The sequence below is a fragment of the Lysinibacillus sp. FSL R7-0073 genome, from assembly GCF_038009065.1.
In the GTDB taxonomy this organism is placed as follows: domain Bacteria; phylum Bacillota; class Bacilli; order Bacillales_A; family Planococcaceae; genus Lysinibacillus; species Lysinibacillus fusiformis.
The window spans coordinates 4,448,335-4,465,331 of record NZ_JBBPAS010000001.1 but is presented as its reverse complement, the minus strand read 5'-3'; the positions used below and the strand labels follow the sequence as shown (position 1 = coordinate 4,465,331).

Sequence of the window (16,997 nt, the reverse complement as noted above, 5' to 3'; positions counted from 1 at the left end):
AGGGATAAAAATATTGTTCATTAAATTAGTAAGCCCCTTTAATTGACCACATCTACTAGTCGCTGTGCCAAGATAATTGCCATGCATGGCTTTATTTCAGTAATAAAAGGAAATGTTTGTTCGATGGAGAATATATGTAGTAATACTATAAAAAGGGGTTTGGCAGATGAATCGTTTAAATTTAATTACATTAGGTGTTAAAGATATGGTGGAGTCTCTCGCCTTTTACCGAGAAGGGCTAGGTTTTGAGGTTGTAGTTTACGGAGAGGAAACAAATCCTGATGTTATGTTCTTTAATAATGGAGGGACGAAAATATCACTATTTCCAATTAAAAGATTGGCTAAAGATATTAATGAAGCAAACCCACCTGAAATTGGCCATGGCTTTGGCGGAATCACTCTTGCTTATAATGGTAAATCAAAAGAAGAGGTGGACAGTATTTTTGCATTAGCCAAAAAGGCTGGCGCAAAAATTGTTAAAGAGCCCGAAACTGTATTTTGGGGTGGTTATAGTGGCTACTTCCAAGATCCGAATGGCTTCTATTGGGAAGTTGCTTACGGCGATATGTGGCAGTTCGATGAGAACGATATGCTAATTATTCAATAAAAGTAATAGGTATCTCACATAATAAGAGCAGCTATTTGGAATAGGTGGGGGATTCCTGTAGAGTAACATCCCCCGAAAAACGACGATATTACGATACTTCATTGTAAAGAGCAGACTGTAGACAAGCTCAATATTTTTAAGAGTTTGTCTACAGCTTGAAAATAGCAAGTGTACTACTTTTTGTGTTGAGCGATCTAGTGATACATTTAACAGTAATTTCTTCTCATTAAATCCACAAAGTTTTGCGCGGCTTTTGATAAGTAATGATTTTTCAGCCATACGAGTCCTACAGAGGTGGATAATTCTTCTGACGGTATTTTGTATGCATGAAGTGGTAAATCTCCATATTGCTTTAGAATAGTTTCGGGTACGATAGAGGAGCTAAATCCCGTAGCAATTAAATTCATTAAAAGTGTGGTATCTGAACATTCACCCACAATGTGGGATTGTAATTGGAAGCGGGAAAAGGCTTCTAATATTGAATAGTGAACCCCTAACCCTTCAGTACTTGGTAAAAGGAGTGGCCAGTTTTGAATTTCTGCCAGTGTCACCTCATGTTCAAGCCGATCATTTTTATCGGATTGAATAAAGTAAAATGGCTCTGTATACATATGAAGAACAGAGAAATCATCCAATTCTAAAGGTAATCGAATGATAGCCAATTCTACTATACGGTCTCTTACAAGCTTACAGAGATAAGAGGATTCATTTTGCTGGATCTTATAAGTTACCTTGGGATAGTGTTGTTGAAATTGATGTAATAATGGAGGGAGCTCAACTACCGAAAACGTATTAATGCCTAATGTTAATCGTCCATGAATGCCTAATCCTACATCTTTAACTTCCGCCTCAGCTTCTTCCATTAATTGGGCAACCTGTAGTGCGTATTTATATAAGGTTTTTCCGGCCTCTGTGACTTCGAAATATTTTCCGCTTCTCTCCACTAGTTTTGAACCTAGTTCTTCCTCCATCGCTTTTAAATGCTGGCTTAATGGAGGCTGAGAAATATGTAGCCTTTCGGCCGCAGCAGAAATCTTTTTTTCCTCTACAATCGCTATGAAATATCGTAGTTGTCGAATATCCAATTAAAAGTACACCTCCCTATTATTCGAAAAACCTAAGTAAAACATATTTTTTAAATATTTTTCATATAGTTAGTGCCATGTTAGCATATTTGTATAAAAGAAAAAAGGAGATACATATCCTTTTTCTCGCACCTACCTATGTGTGAAAGGGACAACCACTATGACAACTAAAACCATATTTCCACTTCTATTAGTTTATATGTTTCTCGCTATGCTTGGTGCAGGACTTGTCATACCGATTCTCCCACAGTTATTGATCGAGTTCGGCGCAAGTGGTAAAGCAGCAGGATATTTAGTATCTGCTTTCGGAATAACACAATTTTTATTTTCGCCTATAGCTGGGAGGTTTTCTGATAAGTATGGTCGGAAGCCAATGATCATTGGTGGTCTTATTTTGTTTGCGTTATCCAATTTAGTTGGAGCTTTAGCAAGCGATTTCACCATTTTTCTTATTTCACGTTTTATTGGGGGAATGGGATCAGCAGCATTGGTTCCTTCTATAATGGCTTACATCGTAGATATTACCACCGAAGAAAAACGATCGAGGGCGATGTCGTTTTTAGGGGCATCCATGTCTTCAGGATTTATCGTTGGACCAGGCTTAGGAGGGCTGTTAGCTGAATTAGGTACAAGAGCACCATTCTTTACTTCAGCTATTGTGGGTGTTTTAGCAGCCATTAGCTGTTTATTTTTATTACCTGAATCACAAAGGACTACACGATATGTTGAATCAAATTTAAAAAAGGAAAATATATTTCAACAGCTTGCACAATCTATTAAATCTCCCTATTTTATTTTGCTATTTATGGTATTTTCACTGACGTTTGGACTTGCTCACTTTGAAACAGCTTATCCGTTAGTAGTCACGCAGAAGTATGGTTTTACAACTAGACAAATTTCTATTTTATTTATGGTTTGTTCCTTCGTTGGAACAGTGAATCAATTATTATTAACAAGCTGGCTTACTAAAAAGTTTGAGGAAAAGCATATTATTAGTAGTATGCTTCTATTTTCGGCTACGGCGCTTGTTCTCTTACTGCTGTCCGCTAATTTTTACTACATCATGGTAATAACGATGCTATACTTCTCATTTAATAATATTTTACGGCCAACCATTAATACTCTTTTATCGAAAGAGGCAGGGAATGAACAGGGCTTTGTGGCAGGTTTAAACAATGCTTATATGAGTCTCGGGCAAATTTTTGGGCCAGTACTTGCCGGAATATTATTTGATCTTCATTTGAATCTCCCGTATTTATTTGGAGCATTGGTCCTAATCGTAAGTAGCGCTATCTCTATGAAACGAATAGGAAAGAAGCCGAGAGAGCCATTACAACACAAAAGTACGATGCAATAGCAAATTCTGCATCGAAGTAGGAGCTGAACATCTACATGATAAAAAAATAGATCATAGTATGTTTAGGAATCGTGTTACTCCTCCAAGAATAACAATCCATTTTTATATGCGGGTGCAGAAGGCAATATGGATATTTCAAAACTCGCAAATCATGCAGGAGCTGATCCGACGCTAACCAATCGCTATGGGGAACAGCTTTAATTCACGCATCAGAGCATGGTTATGTAGAGAATGTTCGAGAAATTCTGGAGCATACAAATCTCGATGTAAACCATATGAATTAACCAGGCTGGACGGCATTGTTAGAAGCAATCTATGGGGATGGTGGTTCAAAATAACAGGAAACTATTCAAGCGGATGTTCATTTGGCAGATGTAGCATGCACAAACTCGAGGATTCCATTCAAGCTGGGGCAAAATAATAGATATGTCTACAGATTGGAATGTTCGATTCGGGCTACAACATTTTGTAAACAGAAAGCGCAACTTTTTCAAGCGATAAAAAGTTGCGTTTTTTTCATGCTCTCATGAAAAAATAGGAAGAAAATAAGTTGAGGATTACCATATAATAACCATGTATGGAATTTATCTTGTACTTCATTTTAAGATAAATGTATAATGCAAAATATGGTATTTTAGTATATCTTTCAAATAGACAAAGGAGGGTGAAACATTGATTCGTATATTATACATAGAGGATGAAAAGGAAATAGGACATTGGGTTAGTAAAGAGTTAACTGAAAGGGGCTATGAAGTAACATGGCTAGAGTCTGGGGACGGTATTGAGCAACATATTGCCTCAAAGGATATTGCTATACTGGATGTGATGTTACCTGGGTTAGACGGCTTTTCCATCGGTAAAAGAATTAAACGGGAAAATAAAGAACTGCCGATTTTAATGCTATCGGCGAGAACGGCAGTTGAAGATAAAATAGAAGGTTTAAATTTCGCAGACGATTATTTAACAAAGCCTTTCCATCCAGATGAATTAGTAGCAAGGCTTGAAGTATTACTGAGAAGATACCAAAAAAATGATGATGTGCTAGAACTACAGCATCTTAAAATGTATACAAAAGATATGAGAATTATTAATACATTGATTGATGAAGAGATTCTCTTGACGGGTAAACAGTTTTATCTTTTACAGTATTTTATTCGCCATCTCAATCAAATTTTAACGAAAGAGCAACTTTATGAGGGCGTTTGGGGTGAAAGCTATATCGAAGGTGATAAAACATTGATGGTACATATTCGGTATTTAAGAGAAAAGATAGAAATAAATCCCGCAAAGCCTATGATTATCGAAACGATTCGCGGGATTGGGTATAGGGTGAAACTATGAAATTCTTTCGATCACTATTAGCTAAATATATGTTGATCATTATATTAGCCTTATCGATTGTTCAAATTTCTTATATGGGAACAGCTATGTTTGTATTAGGAATTACGAAGACAGGGGTAGGCGAGTTTTCTAGTGAGGTCCTTTTGGAAAGTGAAATTGAGGAGCAATGGCACGCTCAGTCTAAAAATATAAACAATGTATCAAATGATACCATTACCCAACTTTTTCAAAAGTGGCAAGAGCACTTACCTACGGCTTCTATGTTCTGGATAAGTGAAGACGGGACATTATTGACTACGGTAAATGTGCAGGAGGAGCTTCCAGCAAAGTGGACTCCTGCATTTACTACTAAATTTATAAAACAGCGGTATGGAGGAGACCCATTTACCGTTATTGCTTTCTTAGGTGATGATGTATCCAATGGCTTTATTGTGTTAGAAGTTCCAAGAAACGTATTTAATCCGCCACTTATCAATATTTATGAAAACTATGGTAACCTCTTATTTTTTGGTGTTATTGCGATTATTCTATTTTTCATTGTTGTATCATTGTTATTTTTCAAAGGAATCCGAAAGAGACTTTTACATCTTCAAGATGCCATGGAAATACGGGATGTAGATGGTTTACCTATTGAAATCCATGTGAAAAAAAAGGACGAAATTGGGCAACTGGAGCATAGTTTTAACAGAATGGTTTGTGAGCTGAGAGAAAGCAAACAGCGTCAGCAAAAAGAAGAGCAACTAAGAAGAGAGCTAATTGCGAATCTTTCACATGATTTGCGAACACCTTTAACAAAGGTAAGAGCTCAATCTTACTCCATTAGCAAAGAAACATTGTCAGAGGAAGGTAAGCAGGCGTTACGGGCGATGGAAACATCTATCGTGAATATTGATGCTTTAATTGAAAATTTAATGTCCTACACATTGCTAATGGCAAGTAAATATAAATTTGAACCTAAAGAAATCAATGCTATTCGTTTTGTTCGAGAGCACCTGACGACCTGGTACCCAGTTTTTGAGCGAGAGGGATTTACCATTGATATTGAGATACAGGCATTTGAACATCATGAATGGTGTGTAGACCCCATTTGGTTAGGACGTATATTAGATAATCTCTTCCAAAATGTACTGCGACACGCCAATAGCGGGAAATATATAGGTGTGAAAACAGAGTCGACAGCAAGTTATACGGCATTTATTATCGAGGATCATGGAAATGGTATGAAAAATGAATCGAATGCAAAGGGTGCAGGGATTGGCTTATCCATTGTAGATGTTATGGTAAAGGGCATGCATTTAGATTGGGATATTTGTTCAGATTCATCGGGTACAAAAATTATAATAAAACATGCAAATCCATCTGCGAAGCTTGATCAGTAAAAAGCTCGCAGATTTTTTTATGGAAAAAATGCTTTTTTAAACAAAATTTAAACTTAGCCCTTACCTGTTTTTAAACTTCTATTCTTATGATAGTTAATGAGGTGAGGATATTGGAATATATCGTACAAACACAAAATTTATCAAAATACTTTGGAAAAGAACAAGCTGTATCAAATATAAATTTGCAAATACGCAAAGGTGAAATTTACGGATTTTTAGGACCTAATGGAGCGGGGAAAACAACAACGATTCGCATGCTTCTTGGTCTAATGAAACCATCCTCAGGGACAATAAAAATTTTTCAAAAGGACATTGCGAAGGACCGTATTCAAATTTTAGCGAACGTAGGCTCATTAGTTGAAAATCCATCGTACTATCCACATTTGACAGCCTATGAGAACTTGGAGGCACTACGAAAAATACTAGGTGTGCCAAAAACTAGAATCGATGAAGTTCTACAAATTGTTCGTTTGAAGGAAGTTGCCAACAAGAAAGTAAAGGGTTTTTCACTAGGAATGAAACAACGTCTTGGTATTGCGGCTGCTTTATTGCACAACCCAGAGTTACTCATTTTAGATGAGCCGACGAATGGTCTCGATCCTTCAGGTATTATTGAAATTCGCAATTTGATTAAAAGGCTACCGAAGGAATACGGCATGACCATTATTATTTCCAGCCATTTATTATCAGAAATCGATCAAATGGCTACACAGGTAGGCATTGTTTCTAGGGGAACATTGATTTTTCAAGATTCCATTGAAGAAATGCGTAAATTTGCACAACCAAAAGTTATTTTTAAAGTTAGCAATAGCGAAAAAGGATGGCGTTCTCTTCTAGCAAATGGTATTAAGGCAGACTATCAGGATGGTGTCATTTTCTTAGAGGAATGCTCTGACGAAAAAGTAGCCCATATTGTTCAGGTACTTGTTCAGGAGGGCGTTTCGGTATTTCGAGTAGAGGAAGAGAAACGCTCATTGGAGGATATTTTCCTGCAAATGACGGCGGGAGAGCTAGTGCTATGATGGGTAAATTATTAACTGCTGATTTTTTAAAGATTAAACGCAAAGGTTTATGGTTTTTAACGCTTTTAGGTCCCCTTGGCGTAGTTGCTCTGCAAATGGTCAATTACGGTGTGAGGAAAGACTATCTTTTACAGCAGAGCGAGGATGATTGGGGTTATTTTTTACAAAACATTCATTCCTTTACACCGCTGGCTGTTGTACTAGGTATTGCTATCCTAACGTCATTCATGGCGAGTATTGAAAACGAGACAAATGCGTGGAAACAGCTCATCGCCTTACCTGTTTCTAAATTATCCGTGTATTTATCTAAATTTACAGTATTGGCGATTCTGTTATTTTTGTCTTCAACACTGTTGATGCTTTTCACACTGAGTTACGGACTATTTTTAGGCTTAGGTGAACCGGTACCTTACTTAGAGCTCGCCAAGTATAGTTACTTCCCAGCTCTAGCAGCATTGCCAATTCTTGCTCTTCAACTGTGGATTGCAAGTGTTTGTCATAACCAAGGTATTCCTATTACTGTAGGTATTTTCGGAGTCATTTTTGCTTATTCCTCCTATGTTTTACCGGATTGGATGATATGGAAGTGGCCTTCGTTGATGAATCAATGGGATGAGCCGATCATCAATGTCATGTTAGGAGTAGGAATTGGTATCTTCCTCTATATTGTTGGCATGATTGATTTTGCAAGAAGGGACGTGAAGTAAATGACGGCTATACTGGGAGCTGAATGGTTTAAGTTACGTAAATCAAAAATGGTACCGATTATTTTAGCAGCACCAATTATTGGGCTATTTATCGGATTATCCGCCAATTTAGAGGATAATATGGCAGGAGTACCAATCAATGAATGGTATATTGCATTGTTCTCCATGAATTTAACATATGCTTTATTATTTTTACCACTTATTACGGGGGTTTTTGCTAGTCTCATCTGTAGGTATGAACATCAATCTGGTGGCTGGAAGCAGCTATTAGCACTGCCTGTAACTAGGGGGAAAGTATTTGTCGCTAAATATGTGTTGATTGTACTGCTTGTTATGGCGATGCAGTTATTGTATTTATGTTCAGTTTTTGCTGTTGGGATGATCAAGGGCTATACGGATCCTTTTCCAATGGAGATTGTATGGAAAAGCATTGTTGGGGGATGGGTAGCGACATTGCCTTTAATAGCCCTTCAATTATGGATGTCGATCATGTTTAAAAGTTTTGCTGCTCCTTTTGCAGTCAATGTGGTATTTACATTACCCTCTATTTTTGCTATTAATTCTGAACGTATTGGACCTTACTATCCTTGGGCACAGCCCTTTTCAATGATGTATATTGGTGGCAGCAGGGACGATGTATTTTTTGTGCCATGGGAGCAATTGTTAACAGTTGTCGGTGGTGGCTTCATCCTATTTTTCCTTGGTGGGTATTTATACTTCCAACGAAAAGCCATTTAACCTTAAGGGAGAATTAACATGAAAAAGATGAAAAGAAGTTTGAGATTATTAACTACATGTATGCTACTAGCTGTTTTAGCTGGCTGTGGACAGGAGGAGGCTGTGAAAGATGCCTCACAATATAGTAGTGAAATAAAAGATATTACTATACCTGATGATGTAAAAATTATTGGCTTTGGAGAGGCAACACACGGAAATGTTGAATTCCAAGCGTTAAAAAAGGATCTATTTGAAGCAATGATTAAAAATGAGAATGTTCATGTCTTTGTTTTAGAAGGGGATTTTGGGGGTGCCCAGCAAATTAATCAATTTATTGTCAATAGTGTTGGCACGGCGCAAGATGCTATTAAAGCACTGGATTACGGCATTTATCAAACTGAACAAATGGTAGACTTTGTACAATGGATGCATGACTATAACTTAACAGCCAAGGAAGAAGATAAAATTTATTTTTATGGTAATGATATGCAACGCTATGATGATAGCAAAAAGGGCCTGCTTGATTATTATGCGGATATCGATGCTGAAACGGCAAAGCAGTATACAGCTCAGCTAGAACATGTGTCCAACAAAACAATGAGAGATTTATCAAATAGCCAGTTAGTAGAGCTTGATAAAACAATCGATGCCATCATCAAAGATCTACAATCAAACAAGGAAGTCTATGAGAAAAAGTCATCAAAGGATGCCTTCTCTTTTGCGGCGCAATACGCACAAATTTTCAAGCAACGTACACAATTATTTTTAAATGATGGTAATTACATGAATTTACGCGATGAATACTTAGCTAAAAATTTACAATGGATTGTTGATTTCGAAGCGATTAAGGGCCATGATAAAGTACTGATGTCTGGTCATAATGGTCATATAGATAAAACGTCTGCTACAATGGCCGGTTATAAGTCGATGGGACAATATTTAAATGAGCACTATAAAGATCAGTACTTTGCCATTGGTACGGACTTTGTGAGAAATACATTCCAAGCACAAAATGGATCTGGTGAACGTAAGGAGTATACGATAGAACATCATAACGCTCTAGTGGATGCCTTTAGTGATATTCCAGACAACATCTTCTATGTGGATTTTGTAAATGCTAGTCATTCAGAAGAGCTATCAAATATTCTTTCAAAGGAGCAAAGAATGGGCAATATAGGCGATGATTTTCGTCCTTGGTATAAGCTTACAAAAATGCTCTATACCATTAAAATGACACCTGCAGATGCATATGACGGTTTGATAATTGTGCAGGAAGCAACACCAACAAAAGTAACGGATTAGTTAAATATAGCAATCTCCATCAAAAAATCTCTTTTCTTCTCCATTATTATAAAAGTGAGGTGAGAGTAATATGGAGTATAGTCAGGCAACACAAAGGATTATTACTTATATCGAGGGCCAATTGATGGAAGAAATAGCGTTTGAGTTTATGCCGAATATTACGGGCTATTCGAAGTTCCATCTAAGTCGAATCTTTAAACAAGAAACAGGGCTTACAATGGGTGAATATATTCGGATGCGCCGATTAGCTATGGCTGCCAGTTGTTTAATATACTCCAATGCATCGATAATAACGATTGCCTTTAAATTTCAGTTTCAATCTCAAGAGGCTTTTACAAGAGCTTTTAAAGAAGTGTATGCTTTGCCACCAGGAAAGTATCGAAGATTGATGCAATCACTGGCTATGTTGGAGGAGGAAAAGTTGATGGAATTAAATGAACAGGTAACGGGTTGGATGCTAAGTGGCGCAAATCCAGAATTATATCAATTTTATACGGATGATAAGGTATTTCATTCAGGAAAGCGCTCTGGTGTATTATTTTCCACCCATGCATCAGCCAATAATGGGCAATTCGCTACGATGATGCAGGGCTTTCAGGCAGCTGACTATAAAGGTAAGCGGCTCAGAATGTCATGTTACTTAAAAACGGCTGAAGCTACAAAATGTGGAGCGTGGATGCGTATAGACAATGCTACGGGTGATACCATACAATTTGATAATATGGATCAGCGCTCTGTGACAGGAACTACTGAATGGAATCATTATTCTATTGTTCTAGATGTACCCGAGGAAGGGTATTCCATTTATTTTGGTGTGTTGTTAATAGGCTCAGGAAAAGTGTGGGCAGATGGCTTCCGTTTTGAAGTAGTCAACGATAAGGTACCCACAACCAATATGCTTTCGAAGGATCGTTTACCGAAACAACCAGCGAATTTAGACTTTAGCATGGAGTGAATTGGATATGCTGCACTCACGTGTGAACCGAGAATTGACTTCGTTGAACAACGTATTGTTTACCTCTAATTTGTTAAAGCTAACAAAGAGGAGGTGTGAGAAGATGGCACAAGAAATTCTTTGTGAAGTCAATAACTGCACATTTTGGGATTCTGGAAACAAATGCACAGCAGAAAAAATTTATGTTGTCAGCCAGAAGGGACAACATGCTTCCAACAGCGAGGAAACTGACTGTAAAACATTCGAACCTGAAACGCATTAATGAAAAAAGGGGTAGCCACTTATATGGTTACCCTTTTTCCCAGTCTTTATTAATAAGCATCGACCTTTTCTTTGCTAAACAAAAGTTCATGGGCAGTTTTTACTTTTTCCTCTACATAATCCAATGAGTACTTACCCACCGAATCTGTTAAATCTCCAATTGCCCGCGATAAGTTATCAATGATCGGGATTAATTTATGCATTTCCGTGCGGTCCTTTTCTTTGTGCATCTCATCCATAATTTCATATGCAAGATGCTGAATTTTCCTTAGTCGCAATTTCTCAGAGTGCATTGAATCCTCCTTATTGAACCAATTTATGATGTCTAAATATATGAAGAACAAGAAGGTTTCATGAATGACTTTTAATAAAAGTAATTGTTAGGATCGTTAAGGGATAGGGAAATTTCCTTTATACCAATATCAATTTTTGACTCTTCCACATTGGATACATTTAATTTCAATATTCGTTCATGATAAAATTCCTCTAAATAATTGCGGTTAATCGAATCTAAAAGTATATTGCTTTGTTTCAATTGCTGGATCAGTTTATCGGTATTAACCTGTCTTGGTAAAATAATGTGGCTATGCATACAGATTTCCTTAGAAGCCTTATACTTTGCCAAATGGGTTGTTACCGATTGTTGAAGTGTGTTAGCTCGTATGGCATAAGACTCGCTGACCTTCTTTTGATAACGTTCAAACATACCACTTTTTAGATATAGCTCTAAGGCTGCCTGGGAAATCATCGAGCTATCAATATCAGTTGTATTTTTATACTGCTGAAATGTTTGAATGAAGATGTCTGGTAAAACGGCTAGTCCTATACGTAAGCCAGGAAACATGATTTTAGAAAAACTTTTTAAATAGATGACATGTTGCTGTATATCATCTGTATGAATGGGATCTATTTTGGAATTTTGCTCGAAATCCGCTAAATAATCATCTTCAACAATGTATACATTATATTGATAGGCAAGTTTACGAATCATATCTTTTTCTTGTTTGCTATATGAAGTCCCTAGAGGATTGTGCAAGCGAGGCATTGTGTAAAAAAACTTAATGTTGTGATGACTAAAAATGCGCTCTAACTCAAAGAGATCAATGCCATCCGTTGTTCTTTTAATGCCGATAGCGGGAATTCCATAGGTTTTCAAATAATCCATATACAAATGATAACTAGGCTGCTCCACTAAAATGGTTGAGCGACCATTTGGGAATGGCATAATACTTAGCAAGGATAGGGATTGTTGGACGCCAGAGGTGATAAATATATTTTCCTCTTTTGTGAACACTTGATAATTAGTTAATAATTTTCTGGCTTCTTTTATGAGAGATGGTAAGCCTTTCGGTGTCCCGTATCTAAATAGGTCTGCTTGGTATGTATCGATTGCCTTGTTGATGCAATGTTGAAAATCTTGGTACGGGAAAGCATGCCAACTAGGTGAGGAGGTAGCGAAATCTATATGATCTTGAACCTGTGGCTGGAAGGGTACCTGATGGTCAACAACATAGTAGCCGCTTTTCGGTAATGCATAGATAAGATGCTGATCCTCAAGTTTTTTTAAAGAAGTTAAAATAGTACTTTTACTACAGGAGTATTGCTGTGATAACTGGCGGATTGAAGGTAGCTTTGCCCCTGATGGAAGAGTGCCAGCCTGTATTTGAGTCATAAGCTGTGAATAAATCCATTCATATTTAAGCATATATAACCTCCAACGCATCTGTATCGGTACAGATGTGTTTTTTTCATATCGTCAAATGGTGCTACTTTTTATACGATAACCATACCGGCCGGAATTGATGGAGAAGGAGCATTATCGTATGTCCCAAAAAAGAAAAGCCTATATAGCAGCGATTTCGTATGCATTTATCATTGGACTTTCATTCCTGTTTGTGAAAGTTACATTAACAGTGGCGAGCCCTATGGATACATTAGCTCATCGTTTTTCAGTTGCTTTCATCGGCATTGTTATTTTACTAGTATTTACGAAAAATAAGCTAACAATAAAAAAACATGATTTATTAAAAATTTTACCTTTAGCCATATTGTATCCCATAGTTTTTTTCACGTTTCAAGTGCTTGGGCTTGCTAGAATTTCCTCGTCAGAAGCGGGAATTATTCAAGCAACGATTCCTATTTTTACATTAGCACTAGCAGGTTTATTGTTAAAGGAAAAAGCTACACGTGGACAGTTTGTAGCCATTGTGTTTTCTGTCCTTGGTGTGATGTATATGCTAATGATGAACGGGGCAAATGCTACTACTGGAAATGTTATTGGCAGTGGGTTTGTTTTACTTTCAGCAATTGCGGCATCGATTTATAACGTCTTTGCAAGAAGGCTTACAAAGCAATATTCTTTACTGACATTAACATATGTCATGACATTATGTGGATTTGTCATTTTTAATGGGATAGCTATTGGAGATCATATGATGAAGGGCACTATCCATGAATTTTTTAAGCCATTTCTACATGTTGATTTTATTATGGCCATTTTATATTTAGGCCTATTATCCTCGCTCGGCACGTCTTATTTATCAAATTATGCTCTATCTATATTAGAAGCCTCTAAAATGAGTGTTTTTAGTAATTTAGCTACGCTTATTACTATACTAGCGGGTATTTTATTTTTACATGAATCCTTCCGCGCGTACCATTTAATAGGGGGAGTGATGATAGTTATGGGTGTAATAGGAACAAATTATTTCGGCATGAAGGGGGTAGCAAACAATGAGGAAATATAGCCTTTTATTATTGATAAGTTGTATTTGGGGATCTCATGTTGACATTTAAGTAATCCAGATATTTTTTTATTACAGGTAAAGCACAATAATGTCGTAATTGAGAGGGTATGGAATCTACAGTAGGAGGAAGCCTTCTGGCATTGTTTGGCTGAAGGCTCACGTGTCATCATTCAATATTGAAAGTTCACGCGGACAGAGGCATTTATGCCGATTTGACCTTGTTCTACAGGTGTCATATCGGGGGAAATTGCCATTGAGCGATATAGAATAGGCGTATGAACTTGTTCTTCTACAATTTCAGTGGGGAAGAGCTGCAAAGGTAAATGCATAGTTTCTGCAATGGTTTTCGCCTTTGCTTGTGCATTGTGCAGAGCTAAACTCAATGCTTGCTGATAGTAAGCATCTGCGTGGTCAACTTTGAATTGAATGTTGCTGATACGATTTGCCCCGTTTTCTACGGCTGTATCAATGATTAAGCCAACACGTTCAGGATCTGATACATGGACCGTGATAGCATTCGATACTTCATAACCAGTAAAAATTTGTTGGCCGTCTTCAAAATGATAAAGTGGGGTAATCGTATAGGCAGCTGTTTGGATTTGTTCGCTTGGAATTCCAAGGGCTGTAATGGATTGAATGACTTGATTCATAGTTGCCGCATTCTCCTGCTGGGGCCCTTGTACATTTTGGCCTTGAGTTTGAACCTCTATTTGTAGTTGAATGGAGCTTGGCTTCGCCGTTACCTGCCCATTGCCCGTTACACTTATAACACGTGAGGGAATGGATGCCTGATGATTGAGCTGTGCATAGTACATACAATACCACCTTTCATAAGATTTTTATTCATCATACTATGCAAAAAATAATTTTATTTGTTTAGTCTCTTTAAATATTTATCATGGAGCTTTGTCAATAAAAGTAAGGTAATGATGGAACCTAGCAAAGCTAAAAACATGTCCCATTGAGCGTCCCAGCGATCTCCCTGCATCCCTACAAAATCTTTTGCCCCTTTACTGCCCTTCGAGATTCTTGTGCTTAACCATTCAATGATTTCATAAAATGCAGCGATCGCAAGTAAAATACTAATGGAGATACCTGTTAGCCAAGGTCCTTTTGTAAGGGGGGTTTTTCGAATTAAAATTTCCCTTATTACAATGGCCAGCAAGCCTTTTAAAAAATGACCGAAACGATCATAATTATTGCGATGCAAATCAAATTCTTCTTTTATCCAATTAAATAGTGGCACTTCCGAATACGTATAATGCCCACCTATAAATGTTAGAATTGACAATAGGGCAATGATCAAGTAAGAAATGGTCGTGAATCGGAATTTAGGATAGATACAAACTACAAGAATTATCGCAATTATTCCTGGGCTAACTTCAGCAAGCCAATCTAAGTAGGAAGATGGTTTAATAACAGACCAGATAAAAACGATTAAAGCGATCGCAAGGAAAGTTACATGTATTTTAAAATGCTTATTATTATTCATGACAACACGCTCCCTTTGTCCCACAGTATGTGGAAGAGGGAGTTTGCTTATTCAACCGATGTTGAGGTTTAAAAAAGGAAAAGCAAGCGTCTAGTCATTCGTTCTAAAACTGACGCTTTTTTATACATTAAATCATTTTTAAAAGTGCCTCGACGCCACTCATTCCTTCCGTAATGCCAAGTTGTTCGGCTTCATAGGTCACGGATTCTAACGGAGCCGTTAATAGCTCATCAATCGTTTTCACGCCAACTGCCCGACCAGCAATAATTTTTCGATCAACTAAGCGACTATTTAAAAGACCTACATCTAATGCGCCGCACATAATGTAGCCAGTATTATTGGAAATGGTCAGTAGTGTTGTTTTAGGTAATTGAACAACTACTGCAGTGAAGAAATGCCCCTTAATCATGATAGGTTCAATTGTCACCATTGAAATCACTCCTTTTCTCTATATACATATGGCGATAACTATCAAGGTGTTCGACATTTCTAATAAAAAACTCTTCGTAATAAAGAAAAAAGTCCAATATCAAAATAATAAAAAGGAATCTACTCTTGGCGATTAGATTCCTTTCAGCATTTAATTTGTATAAGACAATAGAGCGGTTTGTTTACATTTGTTTAATGCAATGATTGCTTCACTTTTAGAAGTATATTCAAACATCCGATACGTGTTTTCTTCAAATACAGTAATTATCCACATTTATATTATCCCCTTCGTTGTGTTACATAACATTTAATTATTTCGGAAAGTTGTTATATATCAGTTGTGATTTCATTTTACATGAATAAAGAAAAAAATAAAGGAATATTAATAATGATTCACATTTCGTTCAAATTTATATAATTTTTTTGAAATAATTGAAACAGGAAAACAGACGATCCCTCACAAGTATAATTCACTGTAATTCGCAAATAGTAAGTTGACGGAGTTCTGTGAATGTGGACTTGGGAGGTGATGCTATGACACGTAAATATGTATGGGTTTTAACGGTTTTCGTTTTAATCATCTCGGGATTTTTTGTAGGGTTCAAAGCTCAGGCTAATAAAGGACGCCCGTATTATGAGGAGACAGGAAAAGTTGTGTGGGATATTAACACGGAGGATAAAATAGTGGCACTTACCTTTGATGATGGCCCACATCCCAAATACACAGCGGCGGTGCTTGATTTATTAGCCAAATATGATGCCAAAGCTACTTTTTTTATTATTGGAAAAAATGCTGACAAATATCCAGAGCTTGTTTTACGTTCTTATACAGAAGGGCATGAATTAGCGAATCATACGTATACCCATCCGTTTAAAGTTTCCATCAATAAATTGCAAGAAGAGCTTCGACAGACGAATGACACGATTTATGGTATTACTGGTTTTTCCCCAGTTTTATTCCGTCCTGTTGGTGGAAATTACACAGATGCTATGATAAATGCCGCTGTTAAGGATGGCTACAAGGTCGTGATGTGGTCTTGGCATCAGGATACTCAAGATTGGAAAGAGCCCGGTGTAAAGAAAATTGTACAGAAGGTTATGAAGGGCACAAAGCCTGGCGATGTCATATTATTTCATGATGGTGGTGGAAATCGTACACAAACCATTCAAGCATTAGAGGAGATAATACCGGCATTAAAAAAGCAGGGCTACACATTTGTTACAATATCCGAGTTGATTGAAAGTAAACAGCAGCAAGAGCAAGTTCAATAATGAAAAATGAGCCATCTCAACAATGTTTGAAATGGCTCGTTTTTCACATAAATAAAATCTAGAAGAAAATAATTGGAGCAAGTGCAATACCTAGGACAGTCCCTAGTGCAATACCAACGCCAAAGCCTCCTCTACCAAATCCCCAAAAGCCTAGACCATAACCACCATATCTTCTATCAGGTAGAATCCATACCTGTCTTCTGTCTACCCTCGTGATTTCCCCAACATGTACTCTACCAGATGTATCCGAAATTCTAACTCGTTTACCGTGATATTTACAACAAAGATTGTAAGCATCAGTTGGATTCACAAATATCCCTCCTT

The 16,997-nt window shown here is 37.1% G+C and carries 20 protein-coding genes and 1 pseudogene; 13 read left to right on the top strand and 8 right to left on the bottom strand.

All coding sequences use genetic code 11. The annotated features are described in order from the left end of the window. The first annotated feature begins 166 nt into the window (after positions 1 to 166). Positions 167 to 607, top strand: coding sequence for a VOC family protein (locus tag MKY88_RS22435; RefSeq protein ID WP_328204977.1), 441 nt, complete (start codon positions 167 to 169; stop codon positions 605 to 607). A 206-nt stretch (positions 608 to 813) separates the two neighbouring features. Here MKY88_RS22435 and MKY88_RS22430 read toward each other — a convergent pair whose 3' ends face one another. After that, on the bottom strand, positions 814 to 1,692 hold the full coding sequence (locus MKY88_RS22430) for a LysR family transcriptional regulator (protein WP_328204976.1): 879 nt from the start codon (positions 1,690 to 1,692) through the stop codon (positions 814 to 816). 160 nt (positions 1,693 to 1,852) lie between these two features. On the opposite strand from MKY88_RS22430, the gene MKY88_RS22425 reads away from it, so the two are divergent. From MKY88_RS22425 to MKY88_RS22380, 10 genes and pseudogenes are all read left to right on the top strand, one after another. Further along, complete coding sequence (locus tag MKY88_RS22425) at positions 1,853 to 3,049, top strand: MFS transporter (protein ID WP_328204975.1); 1,197 nt, start codon at positions 1,853 to 1,855, stop codon at positions 3,047 to 3,049. Between the two features lie 90 nt (positions 3,050 to 3,139). Then, positions 3,140 to 3,330: pseudogene (locus MKY88_RS22420) on the top strand (ankyrin repeat domain-containing protein); the annotation flags it as partial. Positions 3,331 to 3,721: 391 nt separating this feature from the next. Continuing rightward, positions 3,722 to 4,390, top strand: coding sequence for a response regulator transcription factor (locus MKY88_RS22415; protein ID WP_069482960.1), 669 nt, complete (start codon positions 3,722 to 3,724; stop codon positions 4,388 to 4,390). Continuing rightward, positions 4,387 to 5,769 (top strand): sensor histidine kinase, encoded by a 1,383-nt coding sequence (locus MKY88_RS22410; RefSeq protein ID WP_328204973.1) that lies wholly within the window; start codon positions 4,387 to 4,389, stop codon positions 5,767 to 5,769. The genes MKY88_RS22415 and MKY88_RS22410 overlap by 4 nt, the downstream gene beginning before the upstream one ends. 110 nt (positions 5,770 to 5,879) lie before the next feature. Next, entirely contained in the window at positions 5,880 to 6,791 is a 912-nt protein-coding gene (locus MKY88_RS22405) for an ABC transporter ATP-binding protein (RefSeq protein WP_069482958.1), read from the top strand. Continuing rightward, positions 6,788 to 7,498, top strand: a complete 711-nt coding sequence (locus tag MKY88_RS22400; RefSeq protein ID WP_258269402.1) for an ABC transporter permease — start codon at positions 6,788 to 6,790, stop codon at positions 7,496 to 7,498. Before MKY88_RS22405 ends, MKY88_RS22400 begins: the two co-directional genes overlap by 4 nt. Beyond that, positions 7,499 to 8,236: an ABC transporter permease gene (locus MKY88_RS22395; protein ID WP_328204971.1), complete on the top strand. Its 738-nt coding sequence runs from the start codon at positions 7,499 to 7,501 to the stop codon at positions 8,234 to 8,236. A gap of 18 nt (positions 8,237 to 8,254) precedes the next feature. Then, on the top strand, positions 8,255 to 9,517 hold the full coding sequence (locus MKY88_RS22390) for an erythromycin esterase family protein (RefSeq protein WP_328204969.1): 1,263 nt from the start codon (positions 8,255 to 8,257) through the stop codon (positions 9,515 to 9,517). A gap of 70 nt (positions 9,518 to 9,587) precedes the next feature. After that, positions 9,588 to 10,472, top strand: a complete 885-nt coding sequence (locus MKY88_RS22385; RefSeq protein ID WP_328204968.1) for a helix-turn-helix transcriptional regulator — start codon at positions 9,588 to 9,590, stop codon at positions 10,470 to 10,472. A 103-nt stretch (positions 10,473 to 10,575) separates the two neighbouring features. Next, positions 10,576 to 10,734 (top strand): DUF1540 domain-containing protein, encoded by a 159-nt coding sequence (locus MKY88_RS22380; protein WP_004231699.1) that lies wholly within the window; start codon positions 10,576 to 10,578, stop codon positions 10,732 to 10,734. A 49-nt stretch (positions 10,735 to 10,783) separates the two neighbouring features. Here the strand turns inward: MKY88_RS22380 and MKY88_RS22375 are convergent, their stop codons facing one another. Then, positions 10,784 to 11,026 carry a group-specific protein gene (locus MKY88_RS22375; protein ID WP_193833329.1) on the bottom strand — a complete coding sequence of 81 codons (243 nt, stop codon included), beginning with the start codon at positions 11,024 to 11,026 and terminating at the stop codon, positions 10,784 to 10,786. A gap of 71 nt (positions 11,027 to 11,097) precedes the next feature. Continuing rightward, a complete protein-coding gene (locus MKY88_RS22370) occupies positions 11,098 to 12,438 on the bottom strand; it encodes an aminotransferase-like domain-containing protein (protein WP_340814734.1) in 1,341 nt (446 codons plus the stop codon). A 118-nt stretch (positions 12,439 to 12,556) separates the two neighbouring features. Between MKY88_RS22370 and MKY88_RS22365 the strand changes: the two genes are divergently transcribed. Continuing rightward, on the top strand, positions 12,557 to 13,480 hold the full coding sequence (locus MKY88_RS22365; RefSeq protein ID WP_328204964.1) for a DMT family transporter: 924 nt from the start codon (positions 12,557 to 12,559) through the stop codon (positions 13,478 to 13,480). A 170-nt stretch (positions 13,481 to 13,650) separates the two neighbouring features. Here MKY88_RS22365 and MKY88_RS22360 read toward each other — a convergent pair whose 3' ends face one another. The 4 genes from MKY88_RS22360 to MKY88_RS22345 all read right to left on the bottom strand — a co-directional run bounded on the left by MKY88_RS22360 (position 13,651) and on the right by MKY88_RS22345 (position 15,675). Further along, positions 13,651 to 14,295 carry an SIMPL domain-containing protein gene (locus MKY88_RS22360; RefSeq protein WP_328204962.1) on the bottom strand — a complete coding sequence of 215 codons (645 nt, stop codon included), beginning with the start codon at positions 14,293 to 14,295 and terminating at the stop codon, positions 13,651 to 13,653. 53 nt (positions 14,296 to 14,348) lie between these two features. Then, positions 14,349 to 14,972, bottom strand: a complete 624-nt coding sequence (locus MKY88_RS22355; protein ID WP_328204960.1) for a DUF2238 domain-containing protein — start codon at positions 14,970 to 14,972, stop codon at positions 14,349 to 14,351. A 127-nt stretch (positions 14,973 to 15,099) separates the two neighbouring features. Then, complete coding sequence (locus MKY88_RS22350) at positions 15,100 to 15,402, bottom strand: YunC family protein (protein WP_008175342.1); 303 nt, start codon at positions 15,400 to 15,402, stop codon at positions 15,100 to 15,102. Positions 15,403 to 15,552: 150 nt separating this feature from the next. Further along, a complete protein-coding gene (locus MKY88_RS22345; RefSeq protein ID WP_260982757.1) occupies positions 15,553 to 15,675 on the bottom strand; it encodes a hypothetical protein in 123 nt (40 codons plus the stop codon). A gap of 260 nt (positions 15,676 to 15,935) precedes the next feature. Here MKY88_RS22345 and MKY88_RS22340 point away from each other — a divergent pair, with 260 nt between their 5' ends. Next, positions 15,936 to 16,673, top strand: coding sequence for a polysaccharide deacetylase family protein (locus MKY88_RS22340; protein WP_328204959.1), 738 nt, complete (start codon positions 15,936 to 15,938; stop codon positions 16,671 to 16,673). 58 nt (positions 16,674 to 16,731) lie between these two features. On the opposite strand, the gene MKY88_RS22335 is transcribed toward MKY88_RS22340, so the two are convergent. Continuing rightward, complete coding sequence (locus tag MKY88_RS22335; RefSeq protein WP_328204958.1) at positions 16,732 to 16,983, bottom strand: hypothetical protein; 252 nt, start codon at positions 16,981 to 16,983, stop codon at positions 16,732 to 16,734. Positions 16,984 to 16,997 lie beyond the last annotated feature (14 nt).

Bases quoted from the DNA above. Each gene is read 5' to 3' on its own strand.
- MKY88_RS22435 (WP_328204977.1), top strand. From the start codon at position 167: ATGAATCGTTTAAATTTAATTACATTAGGTGTTAAAGATATGGTGGAG.
- MKY88_RS22350 (WP_008175342.1), bottom strand. From the start codon at position 15,402: ATGGTGACAATTGAACCTATCATGATTAAGGGGCATTTCTTCACTGCA.
- MKY88_RS22400 (WP_258269402.1), top strand. From the start codon at position 6,788: ATGATGGGTAAATTATTAACTGCTGATTTTTTAAAGATTAAACGCAAA.
- MKY88_RS22340 (WP_328204959.1), top strand. From the start codon at position 15,936: ATGACACGTAAATATGTATGGGTTTTAACGGTTTTCGTTTTAATCATC.
- MKY88_RS22425 (WP_328204975.1), top strand. From the start codon at position 1,853: ATGACAACTAAAACCATATTTCCACTTCTATTAGTTTATATGTTTCTC.
- MKY88_RS22370 (WP_340814734.1), bottom strand. From the start codon at position 12,438: ATGCTTAAATATGAATGGATTTATTCACAGCTTATGACTCAAATACAG.
- MKY88_RS22345 (WP_260982757.1), bottom strand. From the start codon at position 15,675: ATGTGGATAATTACTGTATTTGAAGAAAACACGTATCGGATGTTTGAA.
- MKY88_RS22365 (WP_328204964.1), top strand. From the start codon at position 12,557: ATGTCCCAAAAAAGAAAAGCCTATATAGCAGCGATTTCGTATGCATTT.
- MKY88_RS22380 (WP_004231699.1), top strand. From the start codon at position 10,576: ATGGCACAAGAAATTCTTTGTGAAGTCAATAACTGCACATTTTGGGAT.
- MKY88_RS22390 (WP_328204969.1), top strand. From the start codon at position 8,255: ATGAAAAAGATGAAAAGAAGTTTGAGATTATTAACTACATGTATGCTA.
- MKY88_RS22395 (WP_328204971.1), top strand. From the start codon at position 7,499: ATGACGGCTATACTGGGAGCTGAATGGTTTAAGTTACGTAAATCAAAA.
- MKY88_RS22375 (WP_193833329.1), bottom strand. From the start codon at position 11,026: ATGCACTCTGAGAAATTGCGACTAAGGAAAATTCAGCATCTTGCATAT.
- MKY88_RS22360 (WP_328204962.1), bottom strand. From the start codon at position 14,295: ATGTACTATGCACAGCTCAATCATCAGGCATCCATTCCCTCACGTGTT.
- MKY88_RS22385 (WP_328204968.1), top strand. From the start codon at position 9,588: ATGGAGTATAGTCAGGCAACACAAAGGATTATTACTTATATCGAGGGC.
- MKY88_RS22355 (WP_328204960.1), bottom strand. From the start codon at position 14,972: ATGAATAATAATAAGCATTTTAAAATACATGTAACTTTCCTTGCGATC.
- MKY88_RS22410 (WP_328204973.1), top strand. From the start codon at position 4,387: ATGAAATTCTTTCGATCACTATTAGCTAAATATATGTTGATCATTATA.